The organism is Rhizobacter sp. P2_G4 (assembly GCF_056403575.1).
The window spans coordinates 1007287-1030000 of the sequence record NZ_JBFUFG010000001.1 but is presented as its reverse complement, the minus strand read 5'-3'; the positions used below and the strand labels follow the sequence as shown (position 1 = coordinate 1030000).

21 protein-coding genes are annotated in these 22714 nt (G+C 66.0%); 9 read left to right on the top strand and 12 right to left on the bottom strand.

The features are described 5' to 3' along the window. Window positions 1-52 precede the first annotated feature (52 nt). Both AC1DYS_RS04920 and AC1DYS_RS04915 read left to right on the top strand, forming a co-directional pair. Window positions 53-649, top strand: a complete 597-nt coding sequence (locus AC1DYS_RS04920) for a phosphoheptose isomerase (protein WP_477896604.1) — start codon at window positions 53-55, stop codon at window positions 647-649. Further along, window positions 646-1293 carry a BON domain-containing protein gene (locus AC1DYS_RS04915; protein ID WP_477896602.1) on the top strand — a complete coding sequence of 216 codons (648 nt, stop codon included), beginning with the start codon at window positions 646-648 and terminating at the stop codon, window positions 1291-1293. The genes AC1DYS_RS04920 and AC1DYS_RS04915 overlap by 4 nt, the downstream gene beginning before the upstream one ends. 57 nt (window positions 1294-1350) lie before the next feature. Here the strand turns inward: AC1DYS_RS04915 and AC1DYS_RS04910 are convergent, their stop codons facing one another. The 4 genes from AC1DYS_RS04910 to AC1DYS_RS04895 all read right to left on the bottom strand — a co-directional run bounded on the left by AC1DYS_RS04910 (window position 1351) and on the right by AC1DYS_RS04895 (window position 5297). Next, window positions 1351-2244, bottom strand: coding sequence for an NAD(P)-dependent oxidoreductase (locus AC1DYS_RS04910; protein WP_477896600.1), 894 nt, complete (start codon window positions 2242-2244; stop codon window positions 1351-1353). Between the two features lie 82 nt (window positions 2245-2326). Then, on the bottom strand, window positions 2327-3463 hold the full coding sequence (locus AC1DYS_RS04905) for a PilT/PilU family type 4a pilus ATPase (RefSeq protein WP_477896598.1): 1137 nt from the start codon (window positions 3461-3463) through the stop codon (window positions 2327-2329). 14 nt (window positions 3464-3477) lie between these two features. Then, window positions 3478-4119 carry a cyclic nucleotide-binding domain-containing protein gene (locus tag AC1DYS_RS04900; RefSeq protein ID WP_477896596.1) on the bottom strand — a complete coding sequence of 214 codons (642 nt, stop codon included), beginning with the start codon at window positions 4117-4119 and terminating at the stop codon, window positions 3478-3480. Between the two features lie 44 nt (window positions 4120-4163). Beyond that, on the bottom strand, window positions 4164-5297 hold the full coding sequence (locus AC1DYS_RS04895; protein ID WP_477896594.1) for a type IV pilus twitching motility protein PilT: 1134 nt from the start codon (window positions 5295-5297) through the stop codon (window positions 4164-4166). Here AC1DYS_RS04895 and AC1DYS_RS04890 point away from each other — a divergent pair. Further along, window positions 5275-5949: a YggS family pyridoxal phosphate-dependent enzyme gene (locus tag AC1DYS_RS04890; protein WP_477896592.1), complete on the top strand. Its 675-nt coding sequence runs from the start codon at window positions 5275-5277 to the stop codon at window positions 5947-5949. The two genes, AC1DYS_RS04895 and AC1DYS_RS04890, sit on opposite strands and share 23 nt — an antisense overlap. A 108-nt stretch (window positions 5950-6057) precedes the next feature. Then, window positions 6058-9042: an L-glutamate gamma-semialdehyde dehydrogenase gene (locus AC1DYS_RS04885; RefSeq protein ID WP_477896590.1), complete on the top strand. Its 2985-nt coding sequence runs from the start codon at window positions 6058-6060 to the stop codon at window positions 9040-9042. A gap of 3 nt (window positions 9043-9045) precedes the next feature. On the opposite strand, the gene AC1DYS_RS04880 is transcribed toward AC1DYS_RS04885, so the two are convergent. Beyond that, window positions 9046-9441 carry a tautomerase family protein gene (locus AC1DYS_RS04880; protein ID WP_477896588.1) on the bottom strand — a complete coding sequence of 132 codons (396 nt, stop codon included), beginning with the start codon at window positions 9439-9441 and terminating at the stop codon, window positions 9046-9048. A 108-nt stretch (window positions 9442-9549) separates the two neighbouring features. On the opposite strand from AC1DYS_RS04880, the gene AC1DYS_RS04875 reads away from it, so the two are divergent. The 3 genes from AC1DYS_RS04875 (at window position 9550) to AC1DYS_RS04865 (ending at window position 12695) form a co-directional block, all read left to right on the top strand. Beyond that, complete coding sequence (locus AC1DYS_RS04875) at window positions 9550-10392, top strand: LysR family transcriptional regulator (protein WP_477896586.1); 843 nt, start codon at window positions 9550-9552, stop codon at window positions 10390-10392. A gap of 44 nt (window positions 10393-10436) precedes the next feature. Further along, a complete protein-coding gene (proC, locus tag AC1DYS_RS04870; protein WP_477896584.1) occupies window positions 10437-11246 on the top strand; it encodes a pyrroline-5-carboxylate reductase in 810 nt (269 codons plus the stop codon). A gap of 177 nt (window positions 11247-11423) precedes the next feature. Next, entirely contained in the window at window positions 11424-12695 is a 1272-nt protein-coding gene (locus AC1DYS_RS04865) for a Glu/Leu/Phe/Val family dehydrogenase (RefSeq protein ID WP_477896582.1), read from the top strand. A gap of 162 nt (window positions 12696-12857) precedes the next feature. Here AC1DYS_RS04865 and ubiA read toward each other — a convergent pair whose 3' ends face one another. The 5 genes from ubiA to AC1DYS_RS04840 form a co-directional block, all read right to left on the bottom strand. Then, window positions 12858-13751, bottom strand: coding sequence for a 4-hydroxybenzoate octaprenyltransferase (gene ubiA / locus AC1DYS_RS04860; protein ID WP_477896580.1), 894 nt, complete (start codon window positions 13749-13751; stop codon window positions 12858-12860). A 37-nt stretch (window positions 13752-13788) separates the two neighbouring features. Next, the gene (locus AC1DYS_RS04855; protein WP_477897272.1) at window positions 13789-14823 is read right to left on the bottom strand and encodes a 5'-methylthioadenosine/S-adenosylhomocysteine nucleosidase; all 1035 of its coding nucleotides are present in this window, start codon (window positions 14821-14823) and stop codon (window positions 13789-13791) included. 17 nt (window positions 14824-14840) lie between these two features. Next, on the bottom strand, window positions 14841-16178 hold the full coding sequence (locus tag AC1DYS_RS04850; protein ID WP_477896578.1) for a reverse transcriptase family protein: 1338 nt from the start codon (window positions 16176-16178) through the stop codon (window positions 14841-14843). Window positions 16179-16376: 198 nt separating this feature from the next. Continuing rightward, the gene (locus AC1DYS_RS04845; RefSeq protein WP_477896576.1) at window positions 16377-16832 is read right to left on the bottom strand and encodes a DUF2214 family protein; all 456 of its coding nucleotides are present in this window, start codon (window positions 16830-16832) and stop codon (window positions 16377-16379) included. Between the two features lie 111 nt (window positions 16833-16943). Beyond that, on the bottom strand, window positions 16944-18572 hold the full coding sequence (locus tag AC1DYS_RS04840) for a peptide chain release factor 3 (protein ID WP_477896574.1): 1629 nt from the start codon (window positions 18570-18572) through the stop codon (window positions 16944-16946). A 271-nt stretch (window positions 18573-18843) separates the two neighbouring features. On the opposite strand from AC1DYS_RS04840, the gene AC1DYS_RS04835 reads away from it, so the two are divergent. Further along, on the top strand, window positions 18844-19053 hold the full coding sequence (locus AC1DYS_RS04835; RefSeq protein ID WP_047496957.1) for a cold-shock protein: 210 nt from the start codon (window positions 18844-18846) through the stop codon (window positions 19051-19053). A gap of 106 nt (window positions 19054-19159) precedes the next feature. Further along, entirely contained in the window at window positions 19160-20041 is an 882-nt protein-coding gene (locus AC1DYS_RS04830) for an Fpg/Nei family DNA glycosylase (RefSeq protein ID WP_477896572.1), read from the top strand. Between the two features lie 13 nt (window positions 20042-20054). Here the strand turns inward: AC1DYS_RS04830 and AC1DYS_RS04825 are convergent, their stop codons facing one another. Together AC1DYS_RS04825 and AC1DYS_RS04820 are read right to left on the bottom strand one after the other, a co-directional pair. Further along, the gene (locus tag AC1DYS_RS04825; protein WP_477896570.1) at window positions 20055-21494 is read right to left on the bottom strand and encodes an efflux transporter outer membrane subunit; all 1440 of its coding nucleotides are present in this window, start codon (window positions 21492-21494) and stop codon (window positions 20055-20057) included. After that, on the bottom strand, window positions 21491-22714 hold the full coding sequence (locus AC1DYS_RS04820; protein WP_477896568.1) for an efflux RND transporter periplasmic adaptor subunit: 1224 nt from the start codon (window positions 22712-22714) through the stop codon (window positions 21491-21493). Before AC1DYS_RS04820 ends, AC1DYS_RS04825 begins: the two co-directional genes overlap by 4 nt.

The following is a 22714-nucleotide window of genomic DNA, read 5'->3' as shown; positions in this document are numbered from 1 at the left end:
CGCCTCGGTGGGGAACCTGGCGTGCAAGGTGCGTGTCATATGATCAATGTCCATGCTCGAACAACGCATCCAACAGCAATTCTTCGACAGCGCCGACCTGAAGTACGCGGCCGCTGAAATTCTGTCGCGCCCGATTGCCGATGCCGTGAGCGCGGTGGTGGGCTCCATCACCGCAGGCGGCAAGGTGCTGGCCTGCGGCAACGGCGGCTCGGCCAGCGACGCGCAGCATTTCGCCGCCGAGTTCATCGGCCGCTTCGAGCGCGAACGGCCTGGGCTTGCAGCAATCGCGCTGACCACCGATTCATCGATCCTCACCGCCATCGGCAACGACTACGGCTTCAACGATATCTTCTCGAAGCAGGTGCAGGCACTCGGCCAGCCAGGAGACGTGCTGATCGCCATCACCACCAGCGGCAACTCGGCCAACGTGCTGGCGGCGGTGGAGGCGGCGCATGCGAAGGAGATGACCGTCATCGCCTTCACAGGCCGGGGCGGCGGCAAGATGAACGAGTTGCTGACCGAAACCGACGTGCACATCTGTGTACCTCATGAACGCACGGCTCGCATCCAGGAAGTGCACATCCTCGCGCTGCACTGCTTGTGCGATGCCGTGGATTTGCAATTGCTCGGAGAACAGGAAAACACATGACCCGATTGACTTTTCGCAGCGCCACCGTGATCGGCGCGCTGGCCGCCACCACCGCCTTGTCTGGCTGCGCTGCCTTGCTGGTCGGCGGTGCCGTCGTCGGTGGCTCCTTGATCGCGACCGACCGCCGCAGTTCCGGCACGCAGCTCGACGACCAGGCCATCGAGCTGAAGTCGGGCACCAAGGTGCGCGAGGTCCTCGGCGACCGCGGCCACGTGAACGTGACCAGCTACAACCGCATGGTGCTGCTGAGCGGCGAAGTGCCAACGGAAGAAAACAAGGCGGCCGTCGAGCAAGCCGTTGCCAAGGTCGACAACGTGCGCTCGGTGTTCAATGAGTTGTCGGTCCAGACGGCCAGTTCGCTGAGCAACCGCTCCAACGACGCGCTCGTCACGAGCAAGGTGAAAGCCACACTTGTTGACGCGGGCGACATCTCCGCCACAGCATTCAAGGTCGTGACCGAGCGCGGCATCGTCTACCTGATGGGCCGCGTGACCGAACGCGAGGCCGAGCGCGCCTCCAACCTCACGCGCAGCATCAACGGCGTACAAAGGGTTGTGCGCGTGCTGGAGGTGATCAGCGAAGCCGAGTTGGCTGACCTGAACCCGCGCGGGGCACCGAAGCAGCCCGCTCCCGCGAAGCCCTGACCACGAGTCGCGGGTCGCTTCACCTCTCGGAGCAAGCTGAGCGACTGTCGGTCAGCCTTACACGAGCCGCTTGATCAGGCTCGACGTGTCCCAGCGCTGACCGCCCTGGGCCTGGACGTCGGCATAGAACTGGTCGACCAGCGCAGTCACCGGCAGCCGAGAGCCATTGCGCTTGGCTTCGTCGAGCACCAAGCCCAGGTCCTTGCGCATCCAGTCGACGGCGAAACCGAAATCGAACTTGCCTTCGATCATCGTGGGGCCGCGGTTGTCCATCTGCCAGCTCTGCGCAGCGCCCTTGCCGATGACGCCGAGAACCGCTTTCATGTCCAGGCCTGCCTTGTCGCCGAAGGCAATGGCCTCGGCCAGCCCCTGCACCAACCCTGCGATGCAGATCTGGTTGACCATCTTCGCAAGTTGACCTGCGCCGCTTTCGCCGAGCAGCGTCACCGCCTTGGAGAACGCCATCGCGACCGGTTGCATGGCGGCAAAGGCGGCGGCATCACCACCACACATCACGGTCAGCGCACCATTGATGGCGCCGAGGTTGCCGCCTGACACCGGCGCGTCGATGAACTGGAAGCCGCGGCGGCTCGCTTCGGCGCTGAGTTCGCGCGCCACAGCCGCCGAAGCGGTCGTGTGATCGACGAAGATCGCGCCCGGCTTCATGCCGGCAAAGGCCCCCCGTTCGCTAACTGTCACCGCGCGCAGGTCATCGTCATTGCCCACGCAGCAGAAGACGATGTCGGCCCCGGCAACCGCGCCCTCGGGCGTCGCATCGCTCTTGCCGCCGTACTCGCCGACCCAATCGGCTGCCTTCCTGGCGGTGCGGTTGTAGACGGTCACCTGATGCCCCGCGCGCTGCAGGTGCCCCGCCATCGGGTAGCCCATCACGCCCAGGCCGAGAAAGGCCACGGGTTTGGAAGGAATGGGGTCGTAGGTCTTGCTGCTCATGACGGATCCTGGAAAGTGAATCGGGATGGTGAAAAGAGAACGGCCTCGTCAGAGGCCGTTTCGGGTTCAGCGAGGACTTCGTTTATACGATGGTCAGGTGCTCGGTACCCGCCGACAGATCGGAGCTGCGCGCACGGTTGCTGTTCAGCTTGATCTGCAGCCGCAGGTCATTCACTGAGTCGGCGTTGCGCAAAGCGTCTTCATAGGTGACCAGCTGGTTCTCATACAGATCGAACAGGGCCTGGTCGAAGGTCTGCATGCCCAGCTCGCGCGACTTCTTCATGATCTCCTTGATCTCGGCCACTTCGCCCTTGAAGATCATGTCGGAGATGAGCGGCGTGTTGAGCAAAATCTCGACCGCGGCGATCCGGCCGCGACCTTCCTGGCGTGGCAACAGGCGCTGCGACACCAGCGACTTCAGGTTCAGCGACAAGTCCATCAGCAGCTGGGCACGCCGCTCTTCGGGGAAGAAGTTGATGATCCGGTCCAGCGCCTGGTTGGCGCTGTTGGCGTGCAGCGTGGCCATGCACAGGTGACCGGTTTCGGCGAAGGCCACCGCGTGTTCCATGGTTTCGCGGTCGCGGATCTCGCCCATCAGGATCACATCCGGCGCCTGACGCAGCGTGTTCTTGAGGGCCTGGCCCCAGCCTTCGGTGTCGAGACCGACTTCGCGCTGAGTGACGATGCAGTTCTTGTGCGGGTGCACGAACTCGACCGGGTCTTCGATCGTGATGATGTGGCCGAACGAGTTCTCGTTGCGGTAGTCGACCATGGCCGCGAGCGACGTGCTCTTGCCCGAGCCGGTGGCGCCAACGAAGATGACCAGCCCGCGCTTGGTCATGGTCACGTCTTTCAGCACCTGCGGCAGGTTGAGGCTGTCGATCGTCGGCAGCGTCTGCGGAATGGTCCGCAACACCAGGCCGACGTGGCCTTGCTGCACGAAGGCGTTGACGCGGAAGCGGCCGATGCCCTGCGGCGAGATCGCGAAGTTGCACTCCTTGGTGCGCTCGAACTCTGCGGCCTGCTTGTCGTTCATCACCGAGCGCGTCAGCGCCAGCGTGTGCTGACTGGTCAGCGGCTGCGGTGACACCTTGGTCACCTTGCCGTCAACCTTGATCGCCGGCGGGAAGTCAGCGGTGAGGAACAAGTCAGAACCATTGCGCGACACCATCAGTCGCAGCAGGTCGTTGACGAATTTGGATGCCTGGTCTCTTTCCATGATGCCCTTCTTTCCTAGTTGCTCGACAGCAGGGCACTCAGCCGTGCACTGACCTGCCGCAACCGCAGAGACAGCCGTCGCGACAGCGAGGCCAACAAAGCCAAGCCGAGCCGCGGCTCGAACATGATCATCTCATCCAAACGCTGCGCATCGACCACAGCCAATGTGCATGGCGTGAGTGTCGTGCAAGCGGAAAACCGTGCGCCAGCATCCAGCAAAGACATCTCGCCCAGCATGTCGCCGGCACGCGCTTCGGCCAGGCGAGCCCGGCCGCCCCAGGGCTGCACACGGTCGACGGCGAGGGTGCCTTCGAGCACGATCAGCATGTAGTCGCCTTGCTCATCCTGCCCGATCACTTCCTGGTTCACAGGCACGGTCACGAACTGCAGGTACTGGCTCATGCGCAGCAGCTCGTCGGGGCTTAATGCGGCCACGTAGCGGTCGGCGCCCCAGAGCTTGGCGAACAGCGGTTCGGCGAGCTTGCGCTCCAACGGCTGGGCGCCCACTTCCTTGGCGCGCGCGACCCAGGTGGCCAGCACCTGGATCTCGTCGCCACGCTCGGAAAACTGCGTCGAGAAGAAGCCCGAATCGGCAGGGTTGCTGTCGCCCGAGTCGGCGCCCGACCCCCGCTTGAGTCGGTCGAACAGTTTTTTCAAGGCGTGGCCTTCGCTCGCGTCGGACGGTGGGAGAACGGAGCCGGTCAGCCGGGGAAGTTTTCGGGGAACTTGGCCTTGGCGCGAGCCTCGGCGGGTGAAATGATGTTGCGGCGCGTCAGATCAGCCAGGTTCTGATCCAGCGTCTGCATGCCCATGTTGTTGCCGGTCTGGATCGACGAATACATCTGCGCGATCTTGTTCTCGCGGATCAGGTTTCGGATGGCCGCCGTGCCCAGCATGATCTCGTGTGCCGCCACACGGCCGCTGCCGTCCTTCAGCTTGCACAGCGTCTGCGAGATCACGCCGATCAGCGATTCAGACAGCATCGAGCGCACCATTTCCTTCTCGGCCGCGGGGAAAACGTCGACCACACGGTCGATGGTTTTTGCTGCGCTCGAGGTGTGCAAGGTGCCGAACACGATGTGGCCGGTTTCGGCGGCGGTGAGCGCCAGGCGAATGGTCTCAAGGTCGCGCATTTCGCCGACCAAGATGCAGTCCGGGTCTTCGCGCAGGGCCGAGCGCAGCGCGTTGGCAAAGCTCAGCGTGTGCGGGCCGACCTCGCGCTGGTTGACCAGGCACTTCTTCGATTCGTGCACGAACTCGATCGGGTCTTCGACCGTCAGCACGTGGCCGTATTCGTTTTCGTTCAGGTGATTCACCATCGCGGCCAGCGTGGTCGACTTGCCCGAACCCGTCGGGCCGGTGACGAGCACCAAGCCGCGCGGTTTCAGCGCCAGCTCGGCGAACACCTTGGGCGTGTTCAGCTGTTCGAGCGTCAGGATCTTCGACGGAATGGTCCGGAACACGGCGCCGGCACCACGATTCTGGTTAAACGCATTGACGCGAAAACGCGCCAAGCCCTGGATCTCGAACGAGAAGTCGCACTCCAGCGTTTCCTCGTAGCTCTTGCGCTGTGAGTCGTTCATGATGTCGTAGACCATCTCATGAACCTGCTTGTGTTCGAGCGGGTCGACGTTGATGCGCCGCACGTCGCCGTGCACACGAATCATGGGCGGCAGGCCGGCCGACAAATGCAAGTCAGATGCTTTGTTCTTGACCGAAAACGCCAGCAGTTGGGTGATGTCCATGAGTCTCTTAAAGGGGTTGCGGCTTGCATGCGCCGCCGACGGGCGCCTGAGATAGGCTCGCGGGATTATGGCGACGATTGCAGCGAACATACAACAAGTGAGGGAGCGCATCGCTCGGGCCTGTGCGGCTGCGCAACGACCCGTGCAAAGCGTCACGTTGCTAACCGTAAGCAAAACCTTCAGCGCCGACGCAGTGCGCGAAGCCTTTGCTGCGGGCGAGCACCGCTTCGGCGAGAACTACGTGCAGGAAGGCATCGACAAGATCGCTGCACTGGCCGACCTGCGAGCGCAGATCGAATGGCACCTGATCGGCCCCTTGCAAAGCAACAAGACGCGCACCGTTGCCGAGAATTTCGACTGGGTGCACAGCGTGGACCGGTTGAAGATCGCCGAACGACTCAGCGAACAGCGCCCACCACACCTGCCGGCCTTGCAGATCTGCCTGCAGGTCAACATCAGCCATGAAGCCAGCAAGAGCGGCGTGACACCGGCCGAGGTGCCCGCTCTCGCGCAGGCCGTGGCGAAGTTGCGCGGCCTGCAGCTGCGCGGACTGATGGCGATTCCGGAGCCCAGCGCCGGTGCCGCACCGCACCGGGCACTGCGCGAGTTGCTGGCGCAGCTGCGCAGCCAGGTCCTGCCGGTCGACACCTTGTCGATGGGCATGAGCGGCGACCTCGAGGCAGCCATTTCCGAAGGGTCAACGCTGGTGCGGGTCGGCACCGCCATCTTCGGCAATCGTTGAAAAAACGGCGAGGCGCCCGATCTTTTTACTAGTTTTATCTTCAACTTTCGCATTTAATTAAGACCATAACCCGATACCTTAGCGACTTCTCCCGTCGAGGTCGCCTCCATGTTTACTCCTTTCCCGGCCCGCGCTCGCCTGCCCTTCCCCTACCGCAGCGAGCCCGAAGTGCTTGCCGCCGTGCTGCCCACGTTGACCGGCGCCCTCGACTGGCCACGCGCCGCTGCGGCCGCCACGCCCTGGGTGCGCGCCGTACGAGACAAGCCCGCGCCCTTCTGGGCCATGGAATCGCTGCTGCGCGAATACCCGATCTCGAGCGCCGAAGGTTTGGCGCTGATGCGGCTGGCTGAAGCGCTGCTGCGCGTGCCCGACACCGAGACCGCCGTCGCGCTCACGGCCGACCAGCTCGGCAAGGCCTCGTTCGATGGCCAGTCCGGTGGCCCGCACAAGATGCTGGCGAGCCTGTCGGCAAGCGCGATCACGCTGTCGAAGAAGTTCCTGCCCGAGGCCGCCAGCGAGACTGGCTTGTTCAAGCGACTGGGTGCACAGACGGTGGTGGCCGCGACGGTGCGCGCCATCCAGCTGCTGGGCCGGCAGTTCGTGCTGGGCCGCAACATCCGGGAGGCGATGGGCGAGGCCGAAACGGCCCGCACCGCCCAGCCGGCCCTGCGTTTCAGCTACGACATGCTGGGTGAAGGTGCTCGCACCGAGGCCGATGCGCAGCGTTACCTCGCCTCGTACCTCAACGCCATCGACGCGATCGCGAGGGAGCGCGTTGCAGCGGACCCGACCCAGGCCGACGGCATCTCGATCAAGCTGAGCGCCCTCTTCTCGCGCTACGAAGACGCCCAGCGCGAGCGCGTGTTCGCCGAACTGCTGCCGCGCGTGTGGCAGCTGATCGAGCGCGCCGCGCGCGCCAACATCAACCTCACCATCGATGCAGAAGAGAGCGACCGCCTCGAGCTGTCGCTCGACGTGCTGGACGCCTTGGCGGCCCGCATCGCCAGCAGCTACCCACAGTGGCGCGGCTTCGGCCTCGCGGTGCAGGCGTACCAGACGCGTGCGCTGGCCGTCGTCGACGAAGTGGCCCGCATCGCGCGCCAGCACCAACTGCACTTCATGGTGCGGCTGGTCAAGGGCGCGTACTGGGACGGCGAGATCAAGCGCGCGCAGGAGATGGGCCTCAGCGGCTACCCGGTGTTCACCCACAAGCACCACACCGACATCTCGTACCTCGCCTGCGCACGGGCGCTGGTCGCGCATGCGGATGTGATCTACCCGCAGTTCGCCACCCACAACGCCGGCACCATCGCCGCCATCCTGCAGATGGCGCGCCAGGCCGGTGCCGCGTTCGAGATGCAGCGCCTGCACGGCATGGGCGAAGGCGTCTACCGCGAGGTGATGAAGGACACCGGCATCCCCGTGCGGGTCTACGCGCCCGTCGGCGAGCACCGCGATCTGCTCGCCTACCTGGTACGCCGCCTGCTGGAGAACGGCGCCAACTCCTCGTTCGTGCACCAGCTCACCGACGAAGCGGTGGACGTGAACGTCCTGCTGGCCTCGCCACTGGTTCCAGCCAACACACCTGCGTTGCCGATGCCGAAAGCCTTGTACGGCGCCCAACGCGCCAACTCGATGGGTGTCGACCTCGCCAGCCTGGCCGAGCGCGCACCGCTAGCTCGCGCCGTCGCCAGCGTGACGATCGACACCGTCCGCGAAGCGACTGCGGAGGATGTCAGCGCCACGATGGCCCGCCTTCAGCAAGGGTTCGCCGTCTGGAACCACACGCCGCTGGCCGAGCGTGCCGCCGTGCTGCGCCGCGCCGCCGATGCGCTGGAATCACGCCTGCCCGAGTTCTGCGCACTGCTCGTCAAGGAAGCGCACAAGACGCTGGGGGACTGCGTCTCCGAAGTGCGCGAGGCGGTCGACTTCTGCCGCTACTACGCCGACCAGGCCGAGCTGCGCCTCGCACCGCAAACGCTGCCCGGCCCCACCGGCGAGAGCAATGAGCTGCAGCTGCACGGCCGTGGGGTCTTGGTCTGCATCAGCCCGTGGAACTTCCCGCTCGCGATTTTTGCGGGCCAGGTGGCCGCCGCACTGGTCGCCGGCAACAGCGTCGCTGCCAAGCCGGCCGAGCAGACGCCAGTCGTCGCTCAACGCATGGTCGCACTGCTGCACGACGCCGGTGTGCCCGCCGACGCGCTGGCCCTGCTGCATGGCTCAGGCGAAACCATCGGCGCGGCGCTGGTTGCCGATGCGCATACCGCGGGCGTGTGCTTCACCGGCTCGACGACGGTGGCCAAGATCATCAACCGCACGCTGGCAGCCAAAGACGGGGCCATCGTTCCGCTGATTGCCGAGACCGGCGGCATCAACGCGATGATCGTCGACAGCACCGCACTGCCCGAGCAAGTGACCGACGCCGTGGTGCAGAGCGCCTTCCGCTCGGCCGGCCAACGCTGCTCGGCGCTGCGGCTGCTGTGCGTTCACGAGAGCGTGGCCGACGGTGTGATCGAGATGATCCGCGGCGCACTCGCCGAGCTGAAGGTCGGCGACCCATCGCTGCTGGCCACCGACGTCGGCCCCGTCATCGACGACGAGGCCTTCGACGGCATCACGCGCCACATCGCACGCCTGAAAAGCGAAGCGAAGCTGATTGGCAGCGCCCCGAGCGGCAATGCGGTGCCACGCCTTATCTCACCGGTCGCGTTCGAACTGCCGAGCATTGCCGACGTGAAGCAGGAGATCTTCGGCCCGGTGCTGCACGTCGTGCGCTGGGGCGGTGACGTCGACGCCGTCATCGCCCAGATCAACGCGCTGGGCTATGGCCTCACGCTCGGCATCCAGACGCGCATCGACAGTCGCGCCGTGCGCTTGGCGCAGGCCGCGCGCATCGGCAACGTCTACGTCAACCGCAACATGATCGGCGCGGTGGTCGGCGTGCAGCCCTTCGGTGGCGAGGGCCTCAGCGGCACCGGCCCCAAGGCCGGCGGGCCGCACTACCTGTACCGCTTTTGTGCCGAGCAGACGGTGACCATCAACACGGCAGCGGCCGGCGGCAACGCCGCCCTTCTGGCGGGCCTGCAGCACTGACGATCAAGCAGGGTGCTGGTAGCGGTGCTCCTGCGTCAGACCACCATAGCCGTAGGCGCTCGCCCGCAAGTCAGCCACGTGCACATAGGAGTGTTCGGCCACGCCGCCCAGCAGTTCACCCATTGCCTGGTGCGCTGCCGCGAGGTACGCGGCCTTCTCGCGCTTGGTGTTGGTCTCATCGGTGATGCTCACCATCCAGTGGTAGCTGCGCACGGCGCCGCCGGCCAGCGGCTTGCCGGCGATGAACCACTGCTGCGGGTCGATGAAGTCGACCACCACCGCAGTCAACGCCGGGTCCTTGCCAAGCAGCTTGGCGGTGAGATCGACGCCAACGCGGGCCACGCGGCCAGCGAGTTGAGGGTCGGAAGAACCGGAGATCTGGACGTGAAGGTAAGGCATGGTGCGTTCCTTGAAAGTTGAGTGATGGGTGACTTGACAAGCTCAGTCTAGGCACGCAGCATCGATCTGAGAAACGGTTTTATTCTCTGGAATTCAGCGAAAACTCAGATGACTGATCTTGATCCCCTCTGGCTGCGCAGCTTTGTGGCCATCTCCCAGGCCGGCTCGGTGACGCGGGCCGCCCAGCAGGTGAACCGCACGCAATCGGCCGTCAGCACGCACCTGCAGCAACTCGAATCGTCGGTGGGCGCGAAGCTCGTGCACCGCAGCACGCGTTCGCTCACGCTCACCGCCGAAGGCGAGCGCTTTCTGCCGCATGCCCGCAAGCTGCTCGACTGGCAAGACGAAGCCCGCGCGGTGGTGCAGCCGGCCGAGGAGGCCGAGGTCCGGCGTGTGGGCATCAGCGAATACTTTCTGCCCGCCCGCCTGGGCGAGCTGCTGGCCTTGCTGCGCGACACCGCACCGAAGGCCCGCTTCGAGCTGCTGTGGACGAGCTCGGTTGCACTGCAGCATCTGTGGTCGGCCGGCGAGGTGGACATGGCCGTTCTCACCAGCGCACAACCACTGCCGCAGGCCAAGCTGCTGCGGCGAGAGCCGTTGGCCTGGGTCGCCGGCAACGGACATGCGCTGCCAGCCCGCGGCTCGGCGCCGCTTGTGCTGCTGGGGCCTGATTGCCCGGTGCGCTTGATGGCGCTCGCCGCGCTCAGCCGCGCTGGCCTGCCACACCACATCCAGCTCAGCTGCGCCGGCGCGCACGGCGCGGTGGCCGCCATCCGTGCCGGCTGGGGCGTGGGCTGCCTCAACCAGTCGGCCATCCCGTCCGACCTGAAGCTGCTGTCGCCGAGGGAGGCGCGCCATTGGCCATCGCCCGGCCGCCTGTCGTTCTACTCGCTGGCCCGCCCGGCGCTGCAAGCCACCGAGCGGGCGCTGCGCCGCTGGGCCACGCAGTGACGTGCGCCTGATCCACTGAAAAACGAAACTTCTACACTGAGCCCATGAACACCATTGCATTCATCGGCGGCGGCAACATGGCCAGCGCCATCATCGGCGGCCTGCTCAAGAGCGGCCGCTCGCCGGGCGACATCCTCGTGCTCGAGCCCAATGCCGACCAGCGCTCACGGCTGCAGCGCGAGTTGCAGGTCATCACACTCGAAGCACCGGGCTCGGTGCTGCAGCGCGCCGGCATCGTCGTCTGGGCCATCAAGCCGCAGAGCTTCAAGGAGGCCGCAGCTGCCAACGTGGCGCACATCGGCCACGCGCTGCAGTTCAGCGTGATGGCCGGCATCCGCAGCGACGACATGGCCAAGGTGCTCGGCACGCAGCGCATCGTGCGCTCCATGCCCAACACGCCGGCGCTGATCGGTCAGGGCATCGCCGGGCTGTTCGCACGCGATGCCGTCACCGCGGACGAACGCAAGCAGGTGGATCGCCTGCTCGCGCCCACTGGCCGCACGCTGTGGGTAGGGGCCGAAGCCGATCTCGACGCCGTGACCGCGTTGTCGGGCTCCGGGCCGGCGTATGTCTTCTACTTTGTCGAGGCCATGATGCAGGCCGCCGAAGAGATGGGCCTGAGCGCCGAGCAAGGCAAAGCGCTGGCACTGGCCACGTTTTCCGGCTCTGCCGCGCTGGCACAGGCCTCGAGTGACCCACCGTCTTTGCTGCGCGAACGGGTCACCTCGAAGGGCGGCACCACGTACGCGGCGCTCACGTCGATGGAAACGGGCGGTGTGAAGGCGGCCATCGTGCGCGCCGTGAAGGCCGCGCAGCGGCGGGCGGCCGAGCTGGGTGACGAGTTCGGTCGCTGAACCGCACGGAACCGACAAACCAGCCCGGTGTAACCCACGCTATGCGCGTGGTCATGCAAAGGCAGCATGAAGCGGCTCGCCAATTCACAGCCGGCGCGCCTACAGTCTCCCCCATGCCGCGCCACGCATCACGAGTGCGCAGTGCGCCCTGGCATGCACCCATCCACGGAGACCTTCATGAGTTACTTGTCCTACATCACTCCCCATCCCGGCAGCCCCTGGCACACGTACCTGTCGCAAGTCGACCGCGTGCTGCCCTACATCGGGCACCTCGCGCACTGGGCCGAGACGCTGAAGCGCCCCAAGCGCGCGCTGATCGTGGACGTGCCGATCGAGATGGACGACGGCACGGTGGCTCACTTCGAGGGTTACCGCGTTCAGCACAACCTGTCGCGCGGCCCGGGCAAGGGCGGCGTGCGCTACCACCCCGACGTGACGCTGGAAGAAGTGATGGCGCTGAGCGCCTGGATGACCGTGAAGTGTGCTGCGGTGAACCTGCCCTACGGCGGCGCCAAGGGTGGCATCCGCGTCGACCCGAAGAAGCTGTCGCACAAGGAGCTGGAGCGCATGACGCGCCGCTACACCAGCGAGATCGGCATCATCATCGGCCCACAGCGCGACATCCCGGCACCCGACGTCAACACCAACGGCCAGATCATGGCCTGGATGATGGACACGTACTCGATGAACACCGGCAGCAACGCCACCGGTGTCGTCACCGGCAAGCCGCTGCACCTGGGCGGCTCGCTCGGGCGCGTGAAGGCCACCGGCCGCGGCGTCTTCGTCACCGGCCGTGAAGCGGCGCGCCGCATCGGCCTGAACCTCGACGGCGTGCGCATCGCCGTGCAGGGGATGGGCAACGTGGGCAGCTCGGCGGCCGAGCTCTTCGTCGGCGCCGGCGCCACATTGGTGGCGGTGCAGGACCACACAGGCACCCTCGTCAACCCCAAGGGCTTCGACATGGCCAGCGCCATTGAGGTGCTCAAGCGAGACGGCGGCATCGGCAACTACAAGGACGCCGAGCGCATCGACAACGAAGAGTTCTGGAACGTCGACTGCGACATCCTGATCCCCGCTGCGCTCGAAGGACAGATCACCGTGGCGCGCGCCAACCGCATCAAGGCCAAGCTGGTACTCGAGGGCGCCAACGGCCCGACGCTGCCCGAGGCCGACGACGTGCTGAGAGAGCGCGGCGTGCTGGTCGTGCCCGACGTCATCTGCAACGCCGGCGGCGTGACCGTCAGCTACTTCGAATGGGTGCAGGACTTCTCGAGCTTCTTCTGGAGCGAAGACGAGATCAACGTGCGCCTCGACAAGATCATGGTCGACGCGTTGCGGCACATCTGGGACACGGCGGACAAACACAAGATCACGCTGCGCACTGCGACCTTTGCGGTGGCATGCGAACGCATCCTCATTGCTCGCGAAGAGCGCGGACTGTATCCGTGAACTGAGCCCCCCAGTCGCTGCGCTCCTGCCCCCGAGGGGCGCCTCCCAGCGGACCGGCGGAGCCGGATCCGCGGGAGTGGCTTGATGGGCGCGTCGCTTCGCTAACGCATTCCTGTGCTTCGCCTCCACCGCTCAGGCGGAGGTATTGAAGCGTGGTTCCGATCAGCGCCCGACAAGCAGGCGGTCGATCACGACGCCGGCGAAGACCGCGAAGCCGAGCCAGTGGTTGAGGCGGAATGCGCGGAAGCAACCGTCGCGGCTGCGGGTGCGGATCAGCGTCCAGTGCCAGCCGGCGATCGCAGCGGCAACGGCGAGGCCGGTGAAGAAGGGCCAGCGAAGGCCCTGCTGTGCGCCGAGCACGCCCCAGATCGCGATGAAGAGGCCATAGCAGGCCATCACGCCGGCCACGTCGAAGCGGCCGAGGGTGATGGCCGAGGTTCGGATGCCGATCTTCAGGTCATCGTCGCGGTCGACCATCGCGTACTCGGTGTCGTAGGCGATCACCCAGCACAGGTTGCCGAGCAGCAGCAGCCAGGCCAGGGCCGGCACTTCGCCCCGAACGGCAGCGAACGCCATCGGAATGCCGAAGCTGAAGGCAACCCCCAGCACCGCCTGCGGCATCGAGAAGAAGCGCTTGGTGAAGGGATAGAAGATGCTCACCGCGAGCGCGGCAAAGCTCCAGGCGATGGTGGCCGCGTTGGTGGTGAGCACGAGCAGGAATGCCGCCAATGCGAGACCCGCGCCGAGCAGCAGGGCCTCGCGCGTGCTGACCGCGCCGCTGGTCACCGGCCGCTGCGCGGTGCGCTTCACGTGCTTGTCGAAATCTCGGTCGGCCACGTCGTTCACCGCACAACCGGCGCTGCGCATCAAGAAGGTGCCGAGCGTGAACACGATCAGCAGGTGCCAGCCAGGGAACCCGTTGGCGGCGATCCACAGCGATGACAGCGTGGGCCACAGCAGCAGGTAGCTGCCAGCGGGGCGGTCCCAGCGGATGAGGTCGAGATAAAGCGAAAGGCGCGAGGGCGCGCTGTGGGCGGGGGCTCCGTGAGCGGTCATGCCTGAAGTCTAGAGCGCCCGCAGTGCAGCATCTGGCTCATGGCTTTGTCTTGGGCGCGAGGACGCGCGGCGAACCACGCTGATTGCGCCACGCCTCCAGAAAGGCCAATGTCACGGCGGCCTCATTGCTTTCGGCCAGGCCGCTTGCAAACAGCACGCCGACGTCGGTGTTGAATTCGCCGGCGCCCGCCAGGTCGCTCAGGCTGCGAAAGGCGATGTAGGGCACGCCGTTGCTGGCGGCCACGTGCGCCAGCGCCGCAGTTTCCATGTCGACCGTTTCGGCTTGGAGCTGCGCGAACAGATAGGCGCGATAGTGCGGGTTGGCCAGGAAGGCCGTGCCCGACACGCCCCGTCCGCCGACGATGAACTGCGGTTGCTCGCGCACGCACTGCTTCGGGTCCGTGTCACCAGATGCGGTTTTGGCGCGCGGTCCGCAGCGGCCGAGGGGTGGTGTGAGGCCGCGAGCGACCTGCAGCATGACCGGGTCCACCGGGTAGTCGAAGCGAAACTCGCCTTGCGGGGCGTTGGCGCTGTTGAGCAGGTTGCTCTCGCGCATGAAGAGACCGGTCGACCCGCCGGGAACACTGAAGGATGGCAGCGTCTTGCCATCGGCACCCGTGGCGAGCTTCATGCTGAGGCAGCTCAGGTCGCCCGGTGTTCCGCAGGCCATCGGCAGGCTGGCGTCAGCGCTCCAGTACACCTCCATCGGCATGGCCCAGCGGTCGGGCACCAGCACGTCGCCGACATGATGCGCAGGGTTGATGCCGCCCGCGATGCCGCTCATGACCAGGCGCTCGATGCGGAAGTGATCGATGAGCTGCTGAGTGACCAGCGCCGCGTTGATCATGCTGACGCCGCTGAGCACGATCACCACGCGGTTGCCGCGCAAGACGCCGGTGGTGAAGCGCTTGCCGTTGACTGTCACCGCGCGTTTGGACGTGGCCTGCGCGATCAGCAAATCGGCCTCGGCGCCAAAGGCCGACACGATGCCGATGCGCGGCGTGCAATCGCTGAGGCAGCGTCGCGGTTGCGCCGTGGCCGAGGTGGCGATGAGCATCAGCAGGCACGCCATGGCAGACAACAAAGCTTTCAAGCAGCACCCCAATCGATCTGATCCCACAGCGCATGCAACCGCCGTGCCTTGACCGGGTTGATCTGCGTGGCCCAGTCGACACGGCCGCGCAGATGCGCCCGAAAGTCGGCATGGCCTTCCCGGTTCTGCGCATGCGGCCCATGCCGCTGGCATTGGTGCAAGACCGCCCGCAGGCGATCGAACTCGGCCCGCTTCATGTTGGCATGCTGATTGACCATCACGCCGCACACAGTTTGCGCACTGGCCTTTGTTGCGAGCCGGGTCTTGCGGTGATTGACGGCATAGCCTTCGTCGAGCGCGATCTGCCCAACCCAGGCGGCGATGCGCGAAGACGCTGCGGACAGCGACATCGGGCCGGAGATCACCAGGTCGTCGGCATAACGCGAGTAGCGGGCACCGAGCGTCCAGGCCAGGCCGTCGAGTCGCAGGTCGAGGCGAAAGGCGCAGAGGTTTGCCAGCATTGGTGAACTCGGCGCGCCCTGGGCCAGGTGCGGGTGGCGCAGGCACTTGGCCTGGTGCCAGTCGAGCCAGTCGTCATCACGCATGCGCTGGATCACCGGGTCGGGCGTGCTCACCGTGCACAGGGCCGCTAGCTGGCTGGCCACGCCGGGCGGGTAACCCAGCGTACGAAACACCGCCGCAACCTGCGATGCGGTGATGCTGCTGAAAAAGTTCTTCAAGTCGAAATGCATCACCACCGCCTGCTGCGTGTGCTGTTGCGCGTGGTTCAGCACCGAACGCCCGGCGACAAAACCGTGACACGCCTCGTGCACCGGCACAGCATCCAGTAAAACTTTGAGCACTTGCGTCTGCACAGCCTTGAGCCTCTGCCGTGGCGCTTCGATCAAACGCCCGCCACCACTGCGCTTGGGCTGCAACGAGAACGCGTAGTGCTGCGCATACAACGGCGCCAGGCGACGGCGTGCACTGCAGTAGGTGAACCAATCGAGCGTGTCGAGCGGCAGGCCCAACCAATCAGCCAGCGCCTGGCTGTGTGGCAAATCAGGCAGCGCCAACTCGTGCAACCCGAGTGGCGGCTGCGTCATGCGCGAAGGCCGGAGGATCCAGGCCCGGATCTCCGGCGGATCGGCACTCCGAAAGGCATCGTTCCAGGCCGTTGCCTGCTCGATGCGAAGTGCCAGTTCTTCCATGGTGAGGCGTGCCCAGGTGGCCTCCGACATTGGGAACACCTGGTTCAGCACGTTCGGCAACCACTGCGGCGCGTGGCCCAGCGCGTGCGCGGCCCGGGCCTGCAGCGAGTGCTGTTGCTGACTGCCGGCGAGCAGCGATCGGGCGAGGCCGAGGGCGATGAGACGACGGTGACTTGGCGGCATGTCAAGGTGCGGCACACACGCCAACCTGCCGGTCCCGCGTGAGGTGCGGCGCGCGAAGCGCTCACCCCCTCACGCCGCGAATGTCTACCTCAATCAAGCTGCCGTGGGGGTGCCCCACAGCCCGAGCCAAGCGTCCGAGAACCCCTGATCTCGTCTTCTCCTTGGCGTGTGGCCGCGCGCGGATGATAGCCAGAGCTTCTAACGCGCGCCCACACCGTTGGCCATCAGCGATGCGCTCAAGAGCAAAACGACCAGCAGGATCATCTCTGCGCCCAGGCTTCGGGAAATGAGCTTGAACTGCGAGTCGGTGACCGTCGGCGCACGGCCGGCTTGGATGTCGGGCCGCCAGCGGGCGAAGCGGATCGTCGGGTAGATCGACAGCAGGCCGATCACCACGAAGAGCGTGATCTTCAGGTGGAAGAACGGACTGTGCAGGTAGAAGTCCATGCCCTTTTCGAAATGAAAGGCGCGCGTGAAGCCGGCGACCAGCAGGGCCCCCGCGAAGATGCCGTACCAGCGATCGGCCAGCGCCAAGCGTCTGGCCTCGGCGGCCGTGGGCGTGCGGCTGAAGGTGAACCACTCGTAGAACAGCGTGGCGGTGATGCCGAACGCGCAGAGAAAGTGCATGTAGGCGACAAGCGACTTGGCGATCATGGACGGGCTCCGAGTTGCGGTAGGCACGCACTGTGCCGATGAAGCACACGATCGACAAGCCGCCTCGCGATGGAATGCCCGAGGCTGTCGCGAAATGCCTCGCCGACGGCGTCAGCCGTCCAACTTCTTCTGGAACACAAGACCCGCGTGCTCGCGCAGCGCATGGAACTTGATCTTCGGCCAGTTGGCCTCGATGGCGCGCAGCTCGGGTGCGTACTCCACCAGCACGGTCGGCGCGTCGACGGCGTCGTAGGCCACCCGGTGGTCGTTGGCGTCGATGAAGCGCTTGAGTTCGCGCGCGCCGCCGTCGGCTTCGTCGCAGGTGACCCAGCGCGCCACCTGGAAGCGGCTCGGCTGGATGCGCGCCTTGACGCCGTATTCATGCTCCAGCCGGTGCGCCACCACTTCGAACTGCAGCTGGCCGACAGCACCGAGCAGCAGCACGGTACCCGCAACCGGGCGGAACACCTGGATCGCGCCTTCTTCACCCAATTGCTGCAAACCGGCCTTCAGCTGCTTGGTGCGCAGCGGGTCGGCCACTTCGACGCTGCGGAACATTTCTGGCGCGAAAAACGGCAGGCCGGTGTAGAGCAGCGACTCGCCTTCGGTCAGCGTGTCGCCGAGCTGCAGCACGCCGTGGTTGGGGATGCCGATGATGTCGCCGGCAAAGGCTTCATCGAGCAACTCGCGGCGTTGCGACAGAAAGCTCACCACTGTGTTGGGCCGCAGCTCCTTGCCGGAGCGGCCCACCTTCAAGCGCATGCCGCGCTCGAAGTGCCCGCTGGCCACGCGCACGAAGGCGATGCGGTCGCGGTGCGCCGGGTCCATGTTGGCCTGGATCTTGAAGACCACGCCGGAGAACTTGGGCTCGTCGGGCTGCACTACGCGTTGCACCGCCGCGCGCGGGCCGGGGGATGGGGCCAGGTCGACCAACGCGTCCAACACCTCGCGCACGCCGAAGTTGTTGACCGCTGAGCCAAAGAACATCGGCGTCTGGTGACCGGCGAGAAAGGCTTCCTTGTCGAACTGCGGCGCGGCCTCGCGCACGAGTTCGATCTCGCCTTGTGCCTGCGCGTACTGCATGCCGAAGCGCTCGGCATAGGCCGGGTTGTCCAGGCCGGCGAGGATTTCATCGTCGTTGTGGTTGCGGTCTTCGCCGGGGCTGAAGACGCGCATCTGCTCTTCACGCAAGTCCATCACGCCATGGAACTGCTTGCCCATGCCCACCGGCCAGGTGAAGGGCACGACACCCATGCCCAGCTCGCGCTCGATCTCGTCCATCAGCGTCAGCGGCTCTTGCACCTCACGGTCCATCTTGTTGACGAAGGTGAGGATGGGCGTGTTGCGTGCGCGGCAGACCTGCAGCAGCCGGCGCGTCTGCGGCTCGACGCCGTTGGCGGCGTCGATCACCATCAGCGCGGCGTCCACGGCGGTGAGCACGCGGTAGGTGTCTTCGGAGAAGTCCTGGTGGCCGGGGGTGTCGAGCAGGTTGATCACGCAGTCGCGGTATTCCATCTGCATCACGCTCGATGCCACCGAGATGCCACGCTGCTTTTCAATCTCCATCCAGTCCGAGGTGGCATGGCGCGAGGCCTTGCGTGCCTTCACCGAGCCGGCGATCTGGATGGCGCCCGAGAACAGCAGCAGCTTTTCCGTCAACGTGGTCTTGCCGGCGTCGGGGTGGGAAATGATGGCGAAGGTGCGGCGGCGCCGGACCTGGGGGGTCAACTCGGTGGACATGGCAGGGGCAACCGCAGCGCAGAACAAGCGCGCCGCCTCGTGAAAACCTCGAATTATCGACGGCGCGCCACACCAACGCACAAAGCGATTAGCTGTTTTGGCACTTGTCGAGTACATTCGCCCGCACAGTTACGCAAGACAGTGGTGTTAGTGATCTCGTTCGTGCTGCCCGGTTCCGGAGCGGTTTTCGTTAGAAATCCCTTGATCGTTCTTGAGTGTCGCTGCGTGAGGAGCGTGTGCTCCCCACTATTTTTTATCTAGGAAATTTCTCATGACGACGCAAACCGGTACCGTGAAGTGGTTCAACGAGAGCAAGGGCTACGGCTTCATTGCTCAAGACGCAGGCGGTGCTGACCTGTTCGCCCACTTCCGTGACATCGCGGGCTCTGGCTTCAAGACCCTGACCGAAAACCAAAAGGTCGAGTTCGAAGTCAAGCAAGGCGAAAAGGGCCTGCAAGCGGCCAACATCCGCCCGGTCTAAAGACTGGTTGGATCGGCGGCGATTCATTCGCCGCCCCCTCAAGAACGCGGCCTCGGCCGCGTTTTTTTGTGCCCAATTTTTCCAGGCACGCTGGCAAACTGGCCGCATGCCGGAGCTGCCAGACATCACGATCTACGTGGAGCGCCTTGCCGACAAGGTGCAGGGCCGGGTGCTGAAGCACGTGCGCGTGCTCAACCCGTTTCTGCTGCGCACGGCGGTGCCCCCACTCGCACAGGCCGAAGGCCACCGCATCGTCGGCATCGAGCGGCTGGGCAAGCGCGTGGTGCTGGCGCTCGAGAACGGCTTCTTCCTCGTGATCCACCTGATGGTGGCCGGCCGCCTGCGCTGGCTGCTGCCGGGCGGCAAACCGCCGGGCAAGATCTCACTCGCGGTGTTCGAGTTCGAGCACGGCAGCATGGTGCTCACCGAGGCCGGCAGCAAACGCAGGGCCTCGCTGCATGTGGTGGCCGACCGCAGCGCGCTCACCGCGATGGACCCTGGCGGCATCGACGTGATGACGTCCACTCTGGCCATGTTCACCGAACGGCTGGTGCTCGAAAACCACACGATGAAGAAGGTGCTGACCGATCCGCGGCTCTTCAGCGGCATCGGCAACGCGTATTCGGACGAGATCCTGCACCGCGCACAGTTGTCGCCGGTGGCGTTATCGAAGGCATTGAAGCCGGACCAGATCCAGCGCCTGTTCGATGCGACACGCGAGGTGCTGACCGAGTGGACCGACCGTCTGCGCCACGAAGCGGGCGATTGGCCGGAGAAAGTGACTGCGTTTCACCCGCAGATGGCCGTGCACGGGCGCTATGGCCAGCCGTGCCCGGTCTGCAACACGCCGGTTCAGCGCATCGTGCATGCCGACAACGAGACGAATTACTGCGCGCGTTGCCAGACGGGAGGCAAGCTGCTGGCCGACCGGGCCCTGTCGACCCTGTTGCACAAGAGCTGGCCGAAGAACGTGGACGAACTCCCCTAGCGAACCGGGCGCGTCAGCGCAACGCAGCCTGGGTACCACGTTGCCAATCACCGCCCAGCGCCTTCACCAGAAACACGGAAGTGAGCTGCCGTTGGCCCAGCAGCTGCGCTTCCTGGCGCTCGCTTGCAAGCAGCGCCTGCTGCGCGGTGATGACGTCGAGGTAGGTGGTGGCACCGCCTTCGTAGCGGCTGGTCGCCATGTCGAGCACACGGCGGGCCGAGGCCACGGCCGTCTGCGCCTGCGTGCTGGCGCGCTCGAGCGCAGCCAGGCCGGTGATGCCGTCTTCCACCTCCTGCATGGCGTTGAGCACGACGCGGCGGTAGTTGGCCACCGTGCCGTCGTAACCGGCACGCGCGAAGTCGACGTTGGCACGCACACGCCCGCCGTCGAAGATGGCCTGCGTGGCCGACACGCCGAGCGACCACAGCAGGCTCGGCGCACTGAACAGCGTGCTGAGGTCACGGCTCTCGAAGCCCACCGACGGGGTGAGCGAGATGCTCGGGTAGAACGCCGCACTCGCCACGCCGATCTGCGCATTGGCGACCGCCATCGCGCGCTCGGCCGCGGCCACGTCGGGCCGGCGCTCCAGCACATCGGACGGCACACCCAGCGGGATGGCCGGCGGCGTGAAGACCTTCACCTCGGGCGCCAGTGCGAACAAGGGCGCCGGCGTGCCGGTGAGGCTGGCGATGGCGTGTTCGAACTGCGAACGCTGCCGGCGCAGCAGATCGACCTGCGTGAGCGTGGTGTCGAGCAGCGCCTGTTGCTGCGCCACTTCCAGGCCCGATGCGGCGCCGAGTTCGCGGCGCGAGCTCACCAGGCCGAGCGCGCGCTTCTGCAGCTCGATGGAGCGCGACAGCACGTCGAGCTCGATGTCGAGCGCACGCAGGTTGAAGTAGGCGACGGCCATGTCGGCCGTCAGCAGCAGCCGCGTGTTCTCGAAGTCAGCCGCCGATTGCTCGGCCGACGCGCGCGCGCCTTCCAGCGAGCGCTGCACTCGCCCGGCCAGGTCGACCTCGTAGCTCACCGCGAGCGAGAGCGTGAAATCGTTCTGGACAGTCGAGAAGTTGGTCGAGTTGTAGCTGCTCAGCGGCCGGTTGGCCGAGGTGCGCTGGCGTGCATCGCGCGTCGACAGGCTGAGCTGCGGAAAGAGCCCTGCGGAGTTCGCGGCCAGTGCGGCACGCGACTGGGCCAGCCGCGCGTTCGCCACCGCCAGCGTCGGGTTGCCCGCCAGCGCCTGCTGCTCCAGTGCGTCGAGCTGCGGGTCGCCGAAGCGCTGCCACCAAGCGCCCTTGGGCGCGGCATCGTCGGGCTTGCTCTCGCGCCAGGGCGCGTCGAGCGCCCAGGTGACAGGCATGTTGTCGAACTTCGGTGCCTGGTAGTCGGGGCCAGCAGCACACGCCGCCAACAAACCGACAAGCGCGACGCATCCCAACGAACGGCCTCGCCTCACAGCTGCCCCTTGGCCGGCGCATCCTTGCTCGCCGGCGCCACGGCCACCTCGTCGCCATCGGCCAACGAATCGGACGGGTTGAGCACCAGCACGTCCGTGCGCGTCACGCCTTCGATGACTTCCACGCTTTCGCCATAGTTGCGACCCAGCGTGACGGCACGCAGCTTCACCTTGCCGGCCTTGTCGACCAGCGCGACGCGCGAGCCTTCACCGCGGAACAGCAGCGCATTGGTGGGCACCAGCAGCGACTGCGTTGCCTGCAGCGGCAGCGAGACCTGCACATAGGCGCCCGGCATCAGCGTGCCTTCCTTGTTGGGCAAGGCGATCTCGACCTGCATCGTGCGCGTGTTGGTGTCGATGGACGCGGCCGTGCGCGCCACCGTGCCCTTGAAGCTCTGGCCGCGCAGCTCGCCCTGCGTGACGACGACCGGCTGGCCGGGCTTGACCAGCTGTGCATACGACTGCGGCACGTTCACGTAGACGCGCAGCGGGTCGGTCTGCGACAGCGTGAACAGCGGCTTGCCGCTGAGATCAATGAGGTCGCCCACGTCGACATTGCGGCGAGTGATGACGCCCGAGAACGGCGCCACCACGCGCTTGAAGCTTTCGAGCTGGCGCAAGCGCTGCACGTTGGCGTCGGCGGCCGCGAGGTTGGCTTTGGCCTGGGCGGCGGTGCTGCGCTTCTCGTCCAGGTCTTGTTGCGAGACCACGTCTTTCTTCCGCAGGCCTTCCCATCGCTCGACCGTGCTGCGCGCCAGCTCCATGCTGGAGGCGGTCTGCTCACGCGCGGCCACCGCCTGCGTCAGCTGCTGGTCGATCTCGGGCGTTTCGATCTCGGCCAGCACCTCGCCTTTTTCGACGCGGCTGCCGATGTCCTTGGTCCAGCGGCGCAGGTAGCCGGCTGCGCGCGCCGCTATCGGCGATTGCACGAAGCCCTGCAAGGTGCCCGGCAGCGCAAGCGTCTGGCCGGCCTCGTTGACCTTGGGCTGCGCGGTCTTCACATATACCTTGGCGCGCTCGGCGGTACCGGCCTCAAGCGACTTGGCGTTGGCCATGCGGCTGACGATGGTGCGGCCTGCCCCAAGGGCCAGCAGCACCAGCACGATGACCGTGAGGATGCGCGTGCGCCGTGCGATCTGGCCGCGCTTGAGCTGCTCGTGGGGGTCGGCATCGGCATCCGGGGCGTGGATGCCCAGGGCCGCGTGTCGCTGCTCGGTCAT

Excerpts from the sequence above, each read along its gene's own strand:
- AC1DYS_RS04920 (WP_477896604.1), top strand. The coding sequence starts at position 53 with ATGCTCGAACAACGCATCCAACAGCAATTCTTCGACAGCGCCGACCTG.
- AC1DYS_RS04915 (WP_477896602.1), top strand. The coding sequence starts at position 646 with ATGACCCGATTGACTTTTCGCAGCGCCACCGTGATCGGCGCGCTGGCC.
- AC1DYS_RS04910 (WP_477896600.1), bottom strand. The coding sequence starts at position 2,244 with ATGAGCAGCAAGACCTACGACCCCATTCCTTCCAAACCCGTGGCCTTT.
- AC1DYS_RS04905 (WP_477896598.1), bottom strand. The coding sequence starts at position 3,463 with ATGGAAAGAGACCAGGCATCCAAATTCGTCAACGACCTGCTGCGACTG.
- AC1DYS_RS04890 (WP_477896592.1), top strand. The coding sequence starts at position 5,275 with ATGGCGACGATTGCAGCGAACATACAACAAGTGAGGGAGCGCATCGCT.
- AC1DYS_RS04895 (WP_477896594.1), bottom strand. The coding sequence starts at position 5,297 with ATGTTCGCTGCAATCGTCGCCATAATCCCGCGAGCCTATCTCAGGCGC.
- AC1DYS_RS04885 (WP_477896590.1), top strand. The coding sequence starts at position 6,058 with ATGTTTACTCCTTTCCCGGCCCGCGCTCGCCTGCCCTTCCCCTACCGC.
- AC1DYS_RS04880 (WP_477896588.1), bottom strand. The coding sequence starts at position 9,441 with ATGCCTTACCTTCACGTCCAGATCTCCGGTTCTTCCGACCCTCAACTC.
- AC1DYS_RS04875 (WP_477896586.1), top strand. The coding sequence starts at position 9,550 with ATGACTGATCTTGATCCCCTCTGGCTGCGCAGCTTTGTGGCCATCTCC.
- proC (WP_477896584.1), top strand. The coding sequence starts at position 10,437 with ATGAACACCATTGCATTCATCGGCGGCGGCAACATGGCCAGCGCCATC.
- AC1DYS_RS04865 (WP_477896582.1), top strand. The coding sequence starts at position 11,424 with ATGAGTTACTTGTCCTACATCACTCCCCATCCCGGCAGCCCCTGGCAC.
- ubiA (WP_477896580.1), bottom strand. The coding sequence starts at position 13,751 with ATGACCGCTCACGGAGCCCCCGCCCACAGCGCGCCCTCGCGCCTTTCG.
- AC1DYS_RS04855 (WP_477897272.1), bottom strand. The coding sequence starts at position 14,823 with ATGGCGTGCCTGCTGATGCTCATCGCCACCTCGGCCACGGCGCAACCG.
- AC1DYS_RS04850 (WP_477896578.1), bottom strand. The coding sequence starts at position 16,178 with ATGCCGCCAAGTCACCGTCGTCTCATCGCCCTCGGCCTCGCCCGATCG.
- AC1DYS_RS04845 (WP_477896576.1), bottom strand. The coding sequence starts at position 16,832 with ATGATCGCCAAGTCGCTTGTCGCCTACATGCACTTTCTCTGCGCGTTC.
- AC1DYS_RS04840 (WP_477896574.1), bottom strand. The coding sequence starts at position 18,572 with ATGTCCACCGAGTTGACCCCCCAGGTCCGGCGCCGCCGCACCTTCGCC.
- AC1DYS_RS04835 (WP_047496957.1), top strand. The coding sequence starts at position 18,844 with ATGACGACGCAAACCGGTACCGTGAAGTGGTTCAACGAGAGCAAGGGC.
- AC1DYS_RS04830 (WP_477896572.1), top strand. The coding sequence starts at position 19,160 with ATGCCGGAGCTGCCAGACATCACGATCTACGTGGAGCGCCTTGCCGAC.
- AC1DYS_RS04820 (WP_477896568.1), bottom strand. The coding sequence starts at position 22,714 with ATGACCGAGCAGCGACACGCGGCCCTGGGCATCCACGCCCCGGATGCC.